Origin of the sequence: Hafnia paralvei ATCC 29927, from assembly GCF_001655005.1 — a bacterium.
Classification (GTDB): Bacteria; Pseudomonadota; Gammaproteobacteria; order Enterobacterales; family Enterobacteriaceae; genus Hafnia; species Hafnia paralvei.
The window spans coordinates 1-16,903 of sequence record NZ_LXET01000008.1 but is presented as its reverse complement, the minus strand read 5'-3'; the positions used below and the strand labels follow the sequence as shown (position 1 = coordinate 16,903).

18 protein-coding genes and 1 pseudogene are annotated in these 16,903 nt (G+C 46.8%); 7 read left to right on the top strand and 12 right to left on the bottom strand.

Annotated features, from left to right (window positions below):
- The first annotated feature begins 71 nt into the window (after positions 1-71).
- The 5 genes from rpoN (at position 72) to npr (ending at position 3,678) form a co-directional block, all read left to right on the top strand.
- A complete protein-coding gene (rpoN, locus tag M988_RS02755; protein ID WP_004091253.1) occupies positions 72-1,505 on the top strand; it encodes an RNA polymerase factor sigma-54 in 1,434 nt (477 codons plus the stop codon).
- 23 nt (positions 1,506-1,528) lie between these two features.
- Positions 1,529-1,816: a ribosome hibernation promoting factor gene (hpf, locus tag M988_RS02750; protein WP_008815220.1), complete on the top strand. Its 288-nt coding sequence runs from the start codon at positions 1,529-1,531 to the stop codon at positions 1,814-1,816.
- A 79-nt stretch (positions 1,817-1,895) separates the two neighbouring features.
- Positions 1,896-2,402 (top strand): PTS IIA-like nitrogen regulatory protein PtsN, encoded by a 507-nt coding sequence (gene ptsN, locus M988_RS02745; protein WP_008815221.1) that lies wholly within the window; start codon positions 1,896-1,898, stop codon positions 2,400-2,402.
- Between the two features lie 142 nt (positions 2,403-2,544).
- The gene (gene rapZ / locus M988_RS02740; protein ID WP_004091249.1) at positions 2,545-3,396 is read left to right on the top strand and encodes an RNase adapter RapZ; all 852 of its coding nucleotides are present in this window, start codon (positions 2,545-2,547) and stop codon (positions 3,394-3,396) included.
- Between the two features lie 9 nt (positions 3,397-3,405).
- Complete coding sequence (npr, locus tag M988_RS02735; protein WP_008815222.1) at positions 3,406-3,678, top strand: PTS phosphocarrier protein NPr; 273 nt, start codon at positions 3,406-3,408, stop codon at positions 3,676-3,678.
- 196 nt (positions 3,679-3,874) lie between these two features.
- Here the strand turns inward: npr and ompC are convergent, their stop codons facing one another.
- The 10 genes and pseudogenes from ompC to M988_RS02685 form a co-directional block, all read right to left on the bottom strand.
- Positions 3,875-4,975: a porin OmpC gene (gene ompC / locus M988_RS02730; protein WP_064572771.1), complete on the bottom strand. Its 1,101-nt coding sequence runs from the start codon at positions 4,973-4,975 to the stop codon at positions 3,875-3,877.
- A gap of 214 nt (positions 4,976-5,189) precedes the next feature.
- Positions 5,190-7,109, bottom strand: coding sequence for a BglG family transcription antiterminator (locus M988_RS02725; protein WP_039184960.1), 1,920 nt, complete (start codon positions 7,107-7,109; stop codon positions 5,190-5,192).
- Positions 7,110-7,557: 448 nt separating this feature from the next.
- Positions 7,558-8,298 (bottom strand): 2-dehydro-3-deoxy-phosphogluconate aldolase, encoded by a 741-nt coding sequence (gene dagF / locus M988_RS02720; RefSeq protein ID WP_064572769.1) that lies wholly within the window; start codon positions 8,296-8,298, stop codon positions 7,558-7,560.
- Between the two features lie 12 nt (positions 8,299-8,310).
- On the bottom strand, positions 8,311-9,426 hold the full coding sequence (locus M988_RS02715) for a DgaE family pyridoxal phosphate-dependent ammonia lyase (protein WP_008815226.1): 1,116 nt from the start codon (positions 9,424-9,426) through the stop codon (positions 8,311-8,313).
- The gene (locus M988_RS02710; RefSeq protein ID WP_064572767.1) at positions 9,416-10,549 is read right to left on the bottom strand and encodes an amidohydrolase/deacetylase family metallohydrolase; all 1,134 of its coding nucleotides are present in this window, start codon (positions 10,547-10,549) and stop codon (positions 9,416-9,418) included. Before M988_RS02710 ends, M988_RS02715 begins: the two co-directional genes overlap by 11 nt.
- A 67-nt stretch (positions 10,550-10,616) precedes the next feature.
- Entirely contained in the window at positions 10,617-11,264 is a 648-nt protein-coding gene (locus M988_RS02705; RefSeq protein WP_008815228.1) for a DUF4310 family protein, read from the bottom strand.
- Between the two features lie 18 nt (positions 11,265-11,282).
- Positions 11,283-12,059 (bottom strand): DUF4311 domain-containing protein, encoded by a 777-nt coding sequence (locus tag M988_RS02700; RefSeq protein WP_008815229.1) that lies wholly within the window; start codon positions 12,057-12,059, stop codon positions 11,283-11,285.
- A gap of 287 nt (positions 12,060-12,346) precedes the next feature.
- Positions 12,347-12,631, bottom strand: a pseudogene (locus tag M988_RS02695) (DUF4312 family protein); the annotation flags it as partial.
- A gap of 3 nt (positions 12,632-12,634) precedes the next feature.
- The gene (locus tag M988_RS02690) at positions 12,635-12,997 is read right to left on the bottom strand and encodes an SFCGS family glycine-rich protein (protein WP_008815231.1); all 363 of its coding nucleotides are present in this window, start codon (positions 12,995-12,997) and stop codon (positions 12,635-12,637) included.
- On the bottom strand, positions 12,994-13,347 hold the full coding sequence (locus tag M988_RS02685) for a PRD domain-containing protein (protein ID WP_020303531.1): 354 nt from the start codon (positions 13,345-13,347) through the stop codon (positions 12,994-12,996). The genes M988_RS02690 and M988_RS02685 overlap by 4 nt, the downstream gene beginning before the upstream one ends.
- Positions 13,348-13,776: 429 nt before the next feature.
- Here M988_RS02685 and rnk point away from each other — a divergent pair, with 429 nt between their 5' ends.
- Positions 13,777-14,187, top strand: a complete 411-nt coding sequence (gene rnk / locus M988_RS02680; RefSeq protein WP_008815233.1) for a nucleoside diphosphate kinase regulator — start codon at positions 13,777-13,779, stop codon at positions 14,185-14,187.
- Between the two features lie 176 nt (positions 14,188-14,363).
- Positions 14,364-15,470, top strand: a complete 1,107-nt coding sequence (locus tag M988_RS02675) for a transglutaminase-like domain-containing protein (RefSeq protein ID WP_064572763.1) — start codon at positions 14,364-14,366, stop codon at positions 15,468-15,470.
- A gap of 50 nt (positions 15,471-15,520) precedes the next feature.
- On the opposite strand, the gene M988_RS02670 is transcribed toward M988_RS02675, so the two are convergent.
- A complete protein-coding gene (locus M988_RS02670; protein ID WP_039184833.1) occupies positions 15,521-16,039 on the bottom strand; it encodes a cytochrome b/b6 domain-containing protein in 519 nt (172 codons plus the stop codon).
- 2 nt (positions 16,040-16,041) lie between these two features.
- Complete coding sequence (gene cybC / locus M988_RS02665; RefSeq protein WP_039184830.1) at positions 16,042-16,434, bottom strand: cytochrome b562; 393 nt, start codon at positions 16,432-16,434, stop codon at positions 16,042-16,044.
- Positions 16,435-16,903 lie beyond the last annotated feature (469 nt).

Below are 16,903 nucleotides of genomic sequence, written 5' to 3'. Positions count from 1 at the left end.
GTACGGTGGTCTTTATGCGGCCGGACTCTTTTTTTAGTTCTGCTTGCACCAATGGAAATGAGCTCGCGATTATGAAGCAAGGTTTGCAACTCAGGCTAAGTCAGCAGTTAGCGATGACACCACAATTGCAGCAGGCGATCCGCCTGTTGCAACTATCAACGCTAGAGCTTCAGCAAGAGATCCAACAGGCGTTAGAAAGCAACCCACTGCTTGAACAAGATGACACTCACGATGAAATAGAAACTTCAACGGAAGAAGTCAACGAGGAGCTGGACACACGTGAACAGCTAGAGCAACCGGATATGCCCGAGGAACTCCCCCTCGATGCCACATGGGATGAAATCTACACAGCAGGAACGCCCTCAGGCACAGGCACTGATTACAGCGATGATGAGCTGCCTATCTATCAAGGTGAAACAACACAAAGCCTGCAAGACTATTTAATGTGGCAAGTTGAGCTAACGCCCTTCAGCGACACCGATCTGGCCATTGCCACCGCCATCGTAGACGCCGTCGATGATACCGGCTATCTCACTTCTTCTCTCGACGATATTTTAGAGAGCATGGGTGATGAACTTGTGATGATGGATGAAATTGAAGCCGTGCTCAAACGTGTACAACGTTTTGATCCCGTCGGCGTTGCTGCACGCGATTTACGTGACTGTTTACTAGTACAGCTTTCTCAGTTTGCCGATGATACCCCGTTCCTAAGCGAAGCTCGTCTCATTGTTGATAAACATTTAGATCTGTTAGCCAACCACGATTTCCGTAATCTGATGCGTTCGACTAAGCTGAAAGAAGACGTGTTAAAAGCAGCCATGCAGCTCATTCAAACGCTCGATCCGCGTCCTGGGCTCTCTATCAATACCGGCGAATCAGATTATGTCATCCCAGACGTTTTAGTGCATAAACACCAAGGCCACTGGGTCGTCGAACTGAATCAGGATAGCGTTCCACGTCTTAAAATTAATCAGCACTATGTCTCGCTCGGCGCACAAACCCGCAGCGACAGCGACACGCAATTCATCCGCAGCAATCTGCAAGAAGCGAAGTGGCTGATTAAAAGCTTAGAAAGCCGTAATGACACGCTGTTGAAGGTTTCACGCTGCATCGTTGAACAGCAGCAGGCATTTTTTGATAATGGTGCCGAATATATGAAGCCGATGGTGCTGGCCGATATCGCTCAGCAAGTCGACATGCATGAATCCACCATTTCTCGTGTGACCACGCAGAAGTTCCTGCACAGTCCGCGAGGTATATTTGAACTGAAATATTTCTTCTCTAGTCACGTCAGTACCGAAGATGGAGGCGAAGCTTCGTCAACGGCGATTCGCGCACTAGTGAAAAAGCTCGTTGCAGCGGAAAACCCAGCTAAACCGCTGAGCGACAGCAAGCTAGCGACCTTGCTTGCCGATCAGGGTATTATGGTTGCCAGACGTACCGTTGCTAAATACCGAGAGTCTTTGTCCATCCCACCGTCTAACCAACGCAAACAATTGGTTTGACCATAACAGAGAAGGAAGACACTATGCAGCTCAACATTACCGGACATCATGTCGAAATAACCGAAGCTTTGCGCGAATTTGTCACCACTAAATTTGCCAAACTCGAGCAATACTTTGACCGAATCAACCAGGTTTATGTGGTACTGAGCGTGGAGAAAATCCAACATATTGCCGAAGCAACGGTACATATTAACGGCGGCGAGCTGCATGCCACCTCTGAGCAAACAGACATGTATGCTGCGATTGACACCTTAGTTGATAAGCTGGCACGCCAGCTCAACAAGCATAAAGATAAATTAAAACAACACTAACGTTTAACTATTTTAAACACCAGCTGACTTAATCGGCCTGTTTCGTCAATGAAACGGGCCGATAAGCCATCAGGGGAGCATGAAAAATCAGTCTATGGCTGGTTTAAATGAAGAAGATGAGATGAGTAACGATTTAACTATGCCTTTAACCTCCGTACTGAGTCCGGAGTGCACACGCAATGCGGTTCACTGTTCCAGCAAGAAACGCGCTCTGGAAATCATCAGCGAACTGGCGGCTGCACAGCTCAACCTTCCACCGCAGGTCGTGTTCGACGCGATTCTAACGCGCGAACGTATGGGGAGTACCGGCATTGGCAACGGCATCGCCATCCCCCACGGAAAGCTTGAGGAAGATACCCTACGAGCCATTGCCGTCTTTATACATCTGGAACAGCCGATTAGCTTCGACGCTATCGACAATCAACCGGTTGACCTGCTTTTTGCGTTGCTGGTGCCCGCCGATCAGTGCAAAACCCATCTGCAAACATTAGCGATTATGGCGCAGAAGCTGGCTGACAAAGGTGTATGCCGTCGCTTACGCAGCGCGCAAAGTGACGATGAACTGTACAAAATCATTACAGAATAAAGTGTTAGCACACAATCAAAATGGTGGCAGGATATTACTCGTCACGTTACATTGAGCATAACAATTTGTGATAGTCCTCCTGCGGGAGGTCAAATTTCAACAGGCGGCAATTTAGCTGTCCGAAATTAAGGGGAGTTGTGACATGGTGCTGATGATTGTCAGCGGCCGTTCCGGTTCAGGGAAATCTGTTGCGTTACGTGCGCTAGAAGATATGGGTTTTTATTGTGTAGACAATTTACCTGTAGAACTCTTGCCGAATTTAGCTCGTTCGCTGGCCGATCGTGGAACTTCCGCCGCCGTCAGTATTGACGTGCGTAACATGCCTGAATCTCCTGAAGTGCTGGAAACGGCGATGGATAATCTGCCAGACAGTTTTTCTCCACAGCTGCTGTTCTTAGATGCCGATCGCAATACGCTAATCCGCCGCTATAGCGACACGCGTCGCTTGCACCCTCTCTCGACCAAAAATCTCTCTCTAGAAAGCGCTATCGATGAAGAAAGCGACCTGCTGGAACCGCTACGTTCCCGCGCGGATCTCATCATTGATACTTCTGAGATGTCGGTGCACGAGTTAGCAGAAATGCTGCGTACGCGCCTGCTGGGCAAACGCGAGCGTGAATTGACGATGGTGTTTGAATCCTTCGGCTTCAAACACGGCATTCCTATCGATGCTGACTATGTGTTTGATGTACGTTTTTTACCGAACCCACATTGGGATCCCAAACTGCGTCCTATGACTGGTTTAGATAAACCCGTCGCGGCATTTTTAGATCGCCATACCGAAGTACATAATTTCATCTATCAAACGCGTAGCTATCTGGAACAGTGGCTGCCAATGCTGGAAACTAACAACCGCAGCTACCTTACCGTCGCCATCGGCTGTACCGGCGGCAAACATCGTTCTGTCTATGTAGCGGAGCAACTGGCCGACTACTTCCGCTCACGCGGCAAGAATGTACAGTCTCGTCACCGTACGCTTGAAAAACGTAAATAGGCTCGTTGTATGACCGTAAAGCAAACCGTGGAAATCAGAAATCGCTTGGGCATGCATGCACGCCCTGCGATGAAATTGTTTGAGCTGGTTCAGGGATTCGACGCTGAAGTATTACTGCGTAATGAAAGCGGCGTCGAGGCCGAGGCCAGCAGCGTCATTGCACTACTGATGTTGGACTCTGCTCAGGGTGGCCATATTGAAGTTCAGGCGGAAGGGCCTGATGAAGATAAAGCGCTAGAAGCTGTAGTCTCTCTGTTTGAAGCAGGTTTTGACGAAGACTGATAGATTGCTGTTTTACGCTCCCAAGAAAACCTCTATTCTCTATAGAGGTTTTTTATCTAGATAATAATAAAAAAGCCCCATAAATCATTTATGAGGCAAACAATGAAGCCAATGACAGGATATAAATATATTTTGCAGTGGATAATGACAGCGGAAAAAGGAATAAAAACCGCCATCTAATTCTTAACGAAAAAAATTAGAACTGATATACCAGCCCCGTTGCAACAATGTTATCTGAATTAATACCAGCACGATTATTGCTATCAAGCAGGTTAATTTTATAATCAACATAAGCAGACATGTTTTTGTTAAAGTAATAGGTTGTGGCAACATCGGCATATTTGACTAAGTCCATATCGCCATATCGACCAATGCTTTCACAGCGGGACTGTAAATATGCTAATGATGGACGTAATCCATTATCAAACTGATATTGAGCGACCAACTCCCAGTTGTCAGTTTTATTAGCGACACCCTGTAAACGACTACCGCTAAAATAAGTCATATTGCGTGTTTGCGCATAGGTTGCTGCGATATAAACGTTATTGGCATCATATTTCATACCTGCAGTCCAAGCCTCTGCACGCTTACCATTAGCCAAAGTAGAACGTTGCTGTTGCAGAGTACGATTGGAATTCGTATATGCCGCGCCTGCACTGATGCCCCAACCTAAATCATAAGTCATTGCCATACCGTAGCCATCACCGTTCTGCTCGGAAATGCTACGGCCTGATGTGCCATTAGAGCAACCGCCGTCCGAGGTACAAGCGCCGTTTTTTCCCTGATATTGTGCGGCGATATTCAATCCATCAACCAAACCAAAGAAGCCACTATTACGATATGTCAGCAAACCACTACTGCGATTGGTCATGAAATTATCTTCAGCTTCATAGGTGTTATCACCAAACTCTGGCAACATATCGGTCCACGAAGCAATGTCATACAACACTCCATAATTACGTCCATAATCAATCGACCCGAAGTTTCCATATTTCAATCCCGCAAAACCAAGGCGAGTATAGGCGTCGTTTTGTGTTTCTGGCGTGTTTGCCATAACCTGATATTCCCACTGGCCGTAACCGGTCAGCTGATCATTAATTTGGGTTTCACCACGAAATCCAAAGCGGATATAAGATTGGTCACCATCAGCACTTTTATCTTTGCTAAAATAATGAAGGCCATCAGCTTTCAGATTGAGATCCAACTTATTGCCATCATGGTTATAAATTTCTGCAGCATGCGCTAAACCAGAAACACTCAGTATCGATACAATGACTACCGCTTTAGATATTTTCATTATGACTCACCAAAAAGATACTTTATAAATTTGTCTGCCGGAGATCATAGGCGAATCAGCGATAAAATAATGATGAAATGGGATAATTATGTAACGAGATAGGATTTTGTTAATAGGAATTATAGAAATACAACTAAGCTGATACTATTTAGACGGCAGAATTTATAGCTACCGTCTAATGATATATATTATTTAATATTAGCCAGCTAAATTATTAGCTGCGACTCAAACAATCCATGGCAATCGCCCTAAACTGCTCAAAGTGGGTACTGGATAACAGTCGACCGACGGTACGTTCTCGCATAAAGGTCACGAACAAATCGTAAATAGCCATCGCTTCTTCGTAATCCTGTTTGCTGATCGCTAATAAAAAAATCACATATGCCGTTTCATTATTTCCCCAGCAAACCCCTTGAGGAGCTAACACGGTATAGATCACCGTTTTCTTAGCCAACAACCCTAATGAATGAGGCAAAGCAATTCCTTCGCCTAGCATGGTTGACACAATGCTCTCACGTTCAACTAAAGAAGAACGAAAATCAGCCTCAACATATCCTTCCTCTTCGAGCTGCTGACAGATGTTGGCAAACAGCTCGGCCTGAGAAATCGGTTGTTCCAGCACACAGAAATGGGAGGCGTCAAAAAATTTCTCCAGCATATAAGGCTTGGTGCGATCCACCAGAACCAGCTTGGCTAGCTGCTCTAACTGGAAACTCGTTGGAAAAGGCGCAACAGTCACTACGGGCTTGTTTTTTTCTGGTACCTTCACCATCGAAATAACAAAATCCTCTTCAATCTGCTCCAGCTTTTCATACTCCCGCAGTGAGTCAATCTGATTGACGATCAATTGCGGAAACTCTCTCTTCAGTTTGGTCTCTAGCAAACGCAACGTCGACATACCGGAATCACACACCAGCAGAGCCTGAGGATGGCGCTCATAGCCGATATCATAGTGGCGCTCTAACCCCACACCGATGTGCAAAACCAGATAGCCAATCTCGTTATCGGTGATGGTATACGGCATATTTTTTCCCCAACTCGACACCGCAGCTAACGTCACATCATAGGCTAATGGGTAATGCTGTTTGATATGCTCAAGTAAAGGGTTAGGAATATTTATCTGGTACTTAGCGCGAGTCATCATTGTCGCGATATGTGACAGTAAATCGCTGCTAAGTTGTGTATCTCCACGCAGATCATAATTGTAATGCTCGTTGATAAAATTCAGGATGTGCTTCACCAAAGCATGATTTTCATCACCGACCGCGTTTTCTAAGCGGCTGGCATCCGTAATGCGCCGTGCCGCAATTTGTACGCTGAGATAGGCCACTTCGGTTTCTGGAATACCACAACCAAAGCGCTCTTCTAAGTAATATGCCACATCACGGGCAGCCTGCGTAAACACTGCCTCGACGTCACTAACATCAAGATTATCCAACAAGAATCCAGTGCGGATACGATGCAAAATAATGCCGCAGTAAATCAATAATTGCTGTTCACCCTCATCCGTCAGGCGAATTTGATACTGCCTCATAGTCAGATGTAATTGCTCACGCAGCTGCGTGATATCGATCTCTGGTAGCACTTTCCCACGCAACTCGCTGAAGAGCTCATCACTTTCTGGGTATTGAAACAGTAGATTAGCTAGGCAGGCACGCACCGCATTCTCACTGCCAAACAGCTTCATGCCATAGTGCGCTTTGCTTTCGATGGTTAAACCATACTTACCGATCATCTCACGCACTTCAGCCATATCGCTTTGTAGCGATGCCCGGCTAACAAACCAGCTATCAGCAACGTCATCAAGCTTGAGCGGATCGCCCTGCGCTAAAAAACGCAGTAAAAGATGTGTAACGCGATCTTTTGCTCTACGTGGTATTCGGGGTGATGCCTGACTGCGTTGCTGTAATGCAGCAAAACACTCAGCATCCAGTATCTCCAGCCGATATCCACTGCCCCGTAAATGCACAAACTGAGCACCATATTGGCTCAGAATATCGTTTAACGTCGTGATATCAGTGCGTACGGTGCGGGTGGAAACGGCAAAACGCCTCGCCAGCTCTTCCTGAGGCAATGTTTCCTCGCGAAGCGCATCAAACACCTGATTCAAACGGGGATAAGGAAATTGGATCATGCTAATACCGCTGCTAACTTGCTGATGGACGCAACCCTGCGCAAAAAAATCATATGTAGAACTAGACATGCCGAATATGCAGAGGCAATTTATGGACCAACTTTACACTGACATATCAATCATCAAGTGAATAGTTATGCGAGAATTATACCGTTCACTAACAGATGCAGACAGGCAAGTAGTGTGATCTAGCAATCAGAATTTATAATTGATTCGCTGAGGAAAATACCTGATTCCATCCAACACAAAAAAGACAAAACAATATTGCATGTTCTTTGTCTTTTAAACGTTTACGTTTTGATATGGCCGATACACTACCATAACGAAGATGACCATTAGGCTAATGGTACGCAAACGCAGAAACCATGTAGCAGTGGTTTCTGCATTATTTACTTATAAAGCTCGGTATGGGCTGTCATAAGGGCCATATATAACGCCCCTTAAGCTCCTATCCTAGCAATCCCTTCACCATACCCAGCAATTGTGCGACATCCTCAGGACGTGTATTACCCGTCGTTTTATCAATAATCGAGCTATAAATGTGTGGGATCACTTTCTCGACCCCCGCATCCAACGCAATCTTCAGGATCTCTTCAAAATTATTCAGATCAATACCGCCAGTAGGTTCTAGCCAGAATTTCTGTGCGGCGCAGGCTTTTGCCAAGTAGGCAAATTCTTCTCGGCATTTTAAGCCCCCCATCGGGAAATATTTCACCGAACTGCTTCCCATGTCCTGTAGCAGAGCAATTGCAGACTCCACAGGGACAATGGCATCAGGTCCTTGGCTACTCAGCGGCCCAGTGGAGATCTTCACCTGTCCTACGATACCCGTGGGTGAAACCAATCCATTCACCACCGATTCATTCTGACCCAGCATACCTCGACTGGTTCCCACGCCAGTAAAGACCTGATTTACATGCTGTGGTTGTACCTGAGCCGAAATCTGAGACACCATCAGTGATTGGTTAGGATCGCCTGCACCTAAACCAACTGACAATGCATTATTAATCAGCGCGGAATACTCCTTCATATCAGCAACTGCAGACGATACATCAGGATAGTCTTTCGACAACACGCCCACTAGCACGTAACCCTCAGCGGCTTCATAGATTTCACGCGCATTTTCTTTCGATCCTGCTAACACATTCAGGCATACACGGTTTTTATAAAATTTAGGTGCCAGTTGCATCGGTTCTCTCCCTTAGTTAAACAATGCCTTGATGCATTCATAAACGATGTGAAGTTGCTCAGCGTTAACGCTGCGAACATCAACCTCGATCTTGCCTTCATTGGCCTTGTAGCCACGGAAGTAAATTGCCGGATCACCATTTTTCAAACGATCCACAATTTCCTGTGTGGTGATCCCTAAAGCGGCATGATCAAAAGAGATTTCGGTCCGAGCAATGTCACGCCCCGCGCTATCCCAGACAACTTTCGCCTGTATTCCCTTGAGTGAATTCAGGTTATCAATGAAAGCCGACATTTTGTCGACCATCTGCTGGCCATTCTCTTTCTCCAACGTCATATAGCTGGTGATCGCCTGTGTCAGGCCAAGAATGCCCTCTTTACCCACCTTCATAGCACGACCAATACCGTTGGACTGAAGCTTCACCCACTCCACATACTGTTTCCGACCAATGACCAAACCGCTAGTGGGTCCTTCAATCGCTTTAGCACCGCTATAGATCACCAAGTCTGCTCCTGCCTGGTAATAACTCTGCAAATCTTCTTCTGCGGCAGCATCCACAATAAGAGGTAACTGATATGTTTTCGCTACTTCAGCTGCTTGAGCCACATCCAGCATGCTTTTCTGCACACAGTGATGCGACTTGATATACAGGATCGCCGCTGTCTTTGGCGTAATCGCCGCAGCCAGTTGCGCAGGCGAACATTCATTCGCATAGCCCGCTTCACGCAACGTACCGCCACCCAGTTGCACCATGGTGCCGACCGGTGCTCCGAAGTTCACGTTATGTCCTTTTGGCACCACAATTTCGCTTGGTACGTCATGGGAATGCGCATGCAGATTTTCTAAACGATACAGATTATCTTTCACGATCACCGCGGCAACCGATTGGGCAATCCCAGCCGAAGCACAGGACACCACTACCGCATCCTCCACGCCGAGTAAATCAGCAATATAGCGGCCGGTTTTATTGATTAAATCCTTCACTTCAAAATAGTGGTTCAGCCCAAAATTAACCGCCTCGACCACATCTTCACGCGGGGTCGATACCCCTAAGATAGTCATTCGACCAGACGTATTGATAACTGTTTTTAGATTATATTTCTTATAGATAGACTGATTAGCAGACATTTCTGGTCTCCCCATCCTGAGTAAGCATTATCTGGCCAGCCACGATAGCGGCCAATGGCAGGATCAGGTTTTGCCCACTCCTGTTTTGTTGTTCTGAATCGGCGAAAACCTGTGCCTGATCGACCACATCAAAAATCGTAAAGTCAGCGTCGCAGCCCACTTCCAAGCGGCCTTTATTTGATAAACGTAGTGCATGGGCTGCATTTTTCGTTACACAGTCAATGACTTGCGATAGAGATAACCCCACCAACAAGAATTTTGACATCACATAAGCCAGGCTATAAACCGGCCCTTTGATACGATTTTTGCAATAAATATCGGAACTTATCGTATTTGGGTAAATCCCCTGCTTGATGGCAATTTCCGCAACATCGAAGCTAAAACTGGCGCTGCCGTGTCCCACGTCTAGCAACACCCCGCGATCTAAGGCTCTTTTCACCGCGCTACGCAGTTCACCTTTAGGCGTAAGGATGCGATTAGGTTTACCGTTGTAACAGTGGGTAATAATGTCTCCATGCGTCAGAAGATCGGCGATTTCATCCAAATTCGGGGGATTATTTCCGATATGTACCATCAGGGGTAAACTGCCGTTATAAGCCTGTATCTCTTTGGCTCGAATCAATGGCTGAATACCATTTTGCTGCACGACGCTGCTGCTCATACGAGCCTTGATACCCACCACGAACCCTTGATGCTCACTAATGGCTTTGTGCGCCAGCACATCGTCAATGTCGTTCATATCCCCCAGTTCGTTTTGGCGCAGAAGGCCAATGCGGGAAATGTTTAGAAAGGCAAAAACGTTGGTTCTAGCGCTGCGCGTCAGCCGATAAAACTCATCAATATCGTCAGCGCCAGTGCTACCTGCATCAATAACCGTGGTAACGCCGCTGGCTACGCCAATGAGATCGGGCTCATCACTATAAATTGGCGAGGAGGGATAGCAGTGAGTATGGGCATCAATCCAGCCCGCACTGAGAAAATAACGCCCTTGTAAGTCGATGGTTTTCTCCGCAGAAATCATTTCACTGAGTTCACCGAGAGCGGCAATTTTTCCATCGTTGACAGCCACATCAATCACGCTGCCATCAGCGCATTTTCCCTGCTTAATGATTAAATCGTACATCGCACACCTTCTTACTTCTTATTTCAGGTGGAGTAACCCGCACGGTAGTGCGGGCATCGTGAGGCAGTTAAATCGCCACTGGGAAAATTGAGCCTAAAATCATCGCCCCCAAAATCGCTCCGCCGGTAATCGGTTTCTGCCAGAGATAGAACAACAGCGCGCCAAGCAAAGAGCCCACCCCGATAGGAATAGACGCGGTAATGGCTGAGAGGATAATCAACGGTCCTAAGAAACGACCAGAAGCATTGCCTGCGCCCATCATGACGTCTGCGCCATAGGTTGAATTACTCTGATTAATAGTGAACTTACGCGCTAAAATAATCAGATAGCCGATGGCTAAGCCGATAGCCAAACCAGTCACTAGCGAAGCACCAAAGTTCTCTACGGGATAAACAAATCCAGCGCCCAGTAACAATGCAGGAACACCCAACCCAACGCCGGTTTGAATCGCCCCTCCAATATCGAGAATACCCACCAGCGAACCTTCAATAATGCGAGCGAACAGGAAGCTAGCACCAAATGCCGCCACGGCACCGTAGGAGCCTGTATCAATTCCCGCCCGCAGCATGGAGACAAATGCCACCTCGTTAAATGCACCAATACCATATAGATAGTACATATGCGTTCCGGCAAACACTCCAGCGGACAGCAATCCCACAAAGATCGGGAAAGACCAGTCGGCGTACCAGAAGTTATTCTTTAATTTCTCGTCCATTTTCTGTGCTCCTCCTGATTATTTGCCGCTAAGAGTGTTATGGATTTGGTCAAGCCAAACCGGCACTCCCATATGGAAGGATTCCAACATCTTCATATCGAAACCGCGGAAGAAACCGCTCAGCACAAACAGCAGCACAATGACGGCCATCATTATTTTGGTGACTTTATTCCAGCCACTCTCTTCCACACCTTTACCAATCAAAATGCCCAAAACCAGACCCGGTACGGCGTTCCCCATAATCAGCTGGGCTAAACCACCAAAAATCGTAGCCCAGAAACCTGAACGGCGACCGGCATCAATTGCAGCTAGCCAGAAGATCACCGGCATCACAGTATTCACAAGCAGGTTTGCCGCAGGCACCAATACTTTAACCGCGGTAATTTGCAGCGCTTCAGGTACGGCAGAAGCCGTTGAGTTGAGAAAGGCGACGACGATCACGCCGATGATACCGCAGGCAATCGCCATCTTTTTCGGATCGTGCATCGTTGTGGCGAGATCGCGATTTTTCATCAGCAGCACCGCTGCACCCCAGTTTGGGATAATGCGATGGTCAACATCTTGCGTGAATGCCCCAGCCGCAACAGAGGATGCCCAAGCGTTAAAGAAAAACCCTAGACCGAATGAGAAGTGAGAAGCCGGATCGCCTTCGCAGGAGTTCAGCTCACCTAACGTACGAAACGCCCCCATGCCCTGAACGGTGGGAGCATGGAACATACGCGCAGCACCTGCACCTACACCCACGCCAACCAATCCGCCGATAATAATCGACTTCAAGAGGATAATTAAAAACATCAGTATATTCCTTATAATGTTATCCCCTTTTTACTTAAAACAATAAATTACAGCGCAGTTTTAAGTAAAAAGGGGATAGAATAGCGAGATAAACATCAGAGCTATTCCGTTGTGATAATACACTGGGGTTTACCCGTCATACTTCGAATTGCATATGTGTTTTCACGCACAATCCCCCGAATCACTTACTTCTGTAATTGATCCGTCCCATTCGCGAAATTCCCTCCTTCGTAGGTGCTATTAATCGTTTTACTGCACTTAGAATGATTTAGGGTATTTACCGACTTAAACTCAATTTTATCGGTATCAACGGTGGTCATATTGACAGTCACATCTAACGTTATTGAGTAGAGATATTTTTTTCTTGGCAAAAAGAAGAAAAGAAATTTCTCCATCGTTATTTTTTCTTCTGCCTTTACAACTTTAATATCTACGGGTTCAATTCTCAGAAAAACTTTTTTAGACTCCCGTAGCAATGTTCCCTGAATGCTACTTAAAGCAGCGGCGAAAGCTTTCTGCTTAGTATCACTTCTACCACTCACGGTTACCGTCGTTGTGATATTATCTTTCATAAATTAGCTACCGTACTTTTTGTTATACGCTTCAACTAATTTTTGCCCTAACTCTTCTTTATCCATAAAGCCAAAGCCAAGCACGTTATAGCCTTCGTTAATTGCGGTTACACCCTCTTCAATAGAACGCATACCATATTTGGCTTTATATCCGTGTTTAGTTTGAGCCGTAATCGCGCCCGCACCACCGCTGCCGCAGAAAGAAATCCCTAGGTTGGCTTCTTCTTTCTTCATCACATCGCCCAGTTTCATATCTGCCGCAACACCTGGGATGACAACCGCAACACCGCCAGCAGCTTCAACACCCTGTCCCACTTTCTGTCCTTTACCCAGACGATCACCGATTACCACCTTAATTGCTGTCATGATGACTCTCCCGTTACACAACTTAATTCATTTTCTTTGGCTACTTCAAAATGCACAGATAATAAATGTGCTTCTTCGTAGGCTAAATTATTAAACCAGCTCACAACCTGCTCCGCTAAACTTAGCGATAAAGGCGAAATCTCATCGAATAAAGAAATATCGACCTCAGGTAATGCTTCACCAGTATGTGAACGTAACACCATCGCTTTCACATGAGAAAATAACATCTGTTTCTGCACTTCATTGGGATAAATCCCCTTATCAGAAAGTAGAGAAATAACCTTTTCAAGTGTGGTGTCTGTTTCTTCCGCTAATATTCTCTCATCCACTAAGAGTTGTTGTTCTGCCACGCCCACTCTCCCCTATAATTCATTTCAACTGGAGCGTTCTCTCTGTTGATGTTTGTACCCTACAGCGGATAAATAAAAGTGAGCAGAGGAATTTTTTCCAATTCAAACTGGAAATAGATGCCAAAAAGCATTTCCAGTTCAAATTTTCACGAAAATACCAGAGTGGAAAAAATTTTATTCCCTGATTTATCAGGAAAAAACGCCATCACTGTTATAAACTGCGACAGAGTTTGATACTATCCCAAGGGCGGATATAGAGTATCCGAATCGTGATACAGCTCACTTTTAAAAAGCCGGTAAGCTATCTATTATCACGTTATAGAAAGTCCACGAATCCTAAACCCTTGCGCTTACGGGCGTGAGGGTTTTCTTTTGACACCAAACAACAAGGACCGGAGCGACTCCAGTCCACCTTACATGGAGAGAACGATGTCACGACCAGCCATTATCCTGAATGAACTTGATGCTGCCCGCTTAGATACACTGCTTGAGCAGCCAGCTTTCGCCAGCCTGCCGGTCGCTGAAGCATTGAATAACGAACTGGATCGCGCGGAAATGCTCAGCCCTGAAAATATGCCGGCCGATGTAGTGACTATGAACAGCCGCGTCAAATTCCGCGATCTATCGTCTAAAGAAGAGCATGTACGCACGCTGGTTTATCCTGCCAGCCTGAAAGATAGCGCCGCAGAGCTGTCTGTCATGGCGCCTATCGGGGCCGCGCTGCTAGGTTTACGCGTCGGCGATGCGATTCAGTGGGAGCTGCCAAACGGCCAGACAACCCATATTGAAGTGCTTGAATTACAATACCAGCCAGAAGCCGCTGGCGAATATCATCGTTAACCCTGAAAATAGGTAAATATTACCTTTCCGATAATCTGGAATAAGCCCCTCCAAATCGGAAAGGCGTTCACCTCGCTGGGTTAACGGAAGGCCTCAGGCAAACGAAGACGGCGGATGAAACCATGGAAGCCAAACACTTGGCTTCTTTTTCCTGACAACACGAACATGGAAAATTCATGAACCGACGCCGTTTTATCCACCTTAGCGCCGCAGTGTCGCTCATCGCGTCAGCCATGATGAGCGTGGGATATGCCGCTTCAAACGATACCGTTCCCAACAATGAAACAAAAGATTGGCAGCATTACCGAGTCACAACGCAGGTAGATATTCCAGCTACCCATGAAGCCGTGCAGCTATGGCTGCCGCTGCCGGATACACGACTTGGCGATTATCAGCGCGCCCAAACTCCGCATTGGAAAGTCTCCGCCGATGGCAAGGCTAAACTGATACTGGTTAAGCCCTACAACGCACTGGTTTTACATGTTAGCTGGCCGGCAAAGGCCACACAGCACAGCATAACCATGACACAAAGCATAAGTACTCGTGATCGCCATATCGATCTCCAAACGCCGCCGGCCAATCCAGTCAAACTTTCAGCGCAAGAAATGGCACTTTACCTTCAACCTACTCGCTATTTGCCCACCGATGGTATCGTGGCAAAAACGGCGAATCAGATCATTCAGGGACGCGGTGAAAATAATATCGATCGCGCCAAAATGATTTATGACTGGGTAGTGGCTAACACTCAACGCGATCCGAAAACGCTCGGCTGCGGCGATGGCAACGTCAAACAAATGCTCGACAGCGGCAATCTTTCCGGTAAATGTGCCGACATCAACGCGCTGTTTGTGGCGTTAGCGCGATCGGTCGGTATCCCTGCCCGCGATGCCTATGGCGTACGTTTAGGCAAGTCGAGCATGGGATTCAATAGCCTCGGCAAAGACGGCGATATTACCAAAGCTCAACACTGCCGCGCCGAATTCTATATGGAAGGTTACGGCTGGATACCCGTAGATCCTGCGGATGTGCGCAAAGTGATGCTGGAAGAACAGGCGGGTGGCCTACCGTTTAGCGATCCTAAAGTGCAGAAGGCCAATAAGTGGATGTTTGGCGGTTGGGAGATGAACTGGATGGCCTATAACCACGCCCACGATCTTAAACTGCCCGGAGATGCCGAACAGGCCGCCTATTTAATGTATCCGCAAGCGCAGATTGGCGAGCAAAAATTGGATGGTTTGAAGCCTGATACTTTTAAATATTCAATCAGTAGCGTGAAACGTTAAGCGCATAGACTCCCTCTTCAGAAGTGGAGAGGGAGTCGATAAACCGCCGCCTACTTCTTACCTGGCAGCATAGCTCGAACCAAGTCCTTACGTAACCAGACAGACATCGCGATCACCGCAAGAATATGTATGCATACCAGCACAGTGACCGTGTTAACGAGCCAGTAATGCCAGTCATCCACCGGATAGAGATCGATAAAATCCGTATCTTGCGCCCAGCCGGTTAAGGCTACCAACGGCAACAAAATCCAAAACAGCCAGATGCCGATAGCTCCCAGCGGGTTATGATGTAAATGTGTCGGCTCACTACGATTTTTTAATTCATGAAAATGGTATTTCAAAGACGTAGGGGTTGGAATCATTGCTGACAAACGCGCAGGGCCTTTCGCCAACGTAAATCCCCATATGATACGCAAGATCACTAGGCTGGCCACTGCAAGCCCAATAACCTGATGCCAATCACTCCCCGGCTTGGTTACATGCAGGCGATTTAGTAAAAAACCCAAAGCAACGCCCCAGTGAGTAAATCGCACCATCGCGTCCCAGCGCATTTCCAACCCCCGAGTCATAATTACTTGTACTTCTTATGGTAAGTATTGCGCGTATCTTTAAACTTCTCTGCGGCAGCTTTAGCCTGTTCAAACTGACCCGCATCAGCCAATTTCTCCGCATCATTAATTTGCCCAATGAGAATATCGAGGCCATGACGGAAATCTGTCATTTTGGCGCCATCCGCGGGCTCCTTCTCAAGCTTAGGTGGCGTCCCTTTTTGAGCCTCCTGAGCCCCAGCTTTCATACCTTCCAATGCTTTCTTAAACTCTTGTGGATTATCGGCCTTCAGCGCGATCTTATAATGACTTGCGATAGTATCCATCGCATCGCCCACATCTTCTCCCGCGGCATAAACCAGAGAGCTTCCCATCATCATTGCCGCACTGGCTAACACTAGTAACGTTTTACGCATATTATTATTTCCTTACTTATTGATAACATTAGCTCACGATTATCAACATAGAGAGTAGGGAGAGGATGTGCAAGGTGCAGGGGGAGGAATTTACGTTTATTGACGGGGATAGAGATTGAGATTAAGGGGCGTTTATATGGATTCAGTGTAATGGTCTGTCCTGACGATCCTCTATGTTGCACGGTGTAATATTCCGCCCGCCTGTTCATACCGAGCTTCATTGATACATCCGTACGCTTTAATCCGAGATGCCATCTCCGCTACGGTTTAGGACGCTAATCCTCTATGGCATTGCAGTGAAATATTCCGCCCGCCTGTCCATACCGCGCTTCATTGATACATCCGTACGCTTTAATCCGAGACGCCATCTCCGCTACGGTTTAGGACGCTAATCCTCTATGGTATTGCAGTGAAATATTCCGCCCGCCTGTCCATACCGCGCTTCATTGATACATCCGTGAAGGCGTAC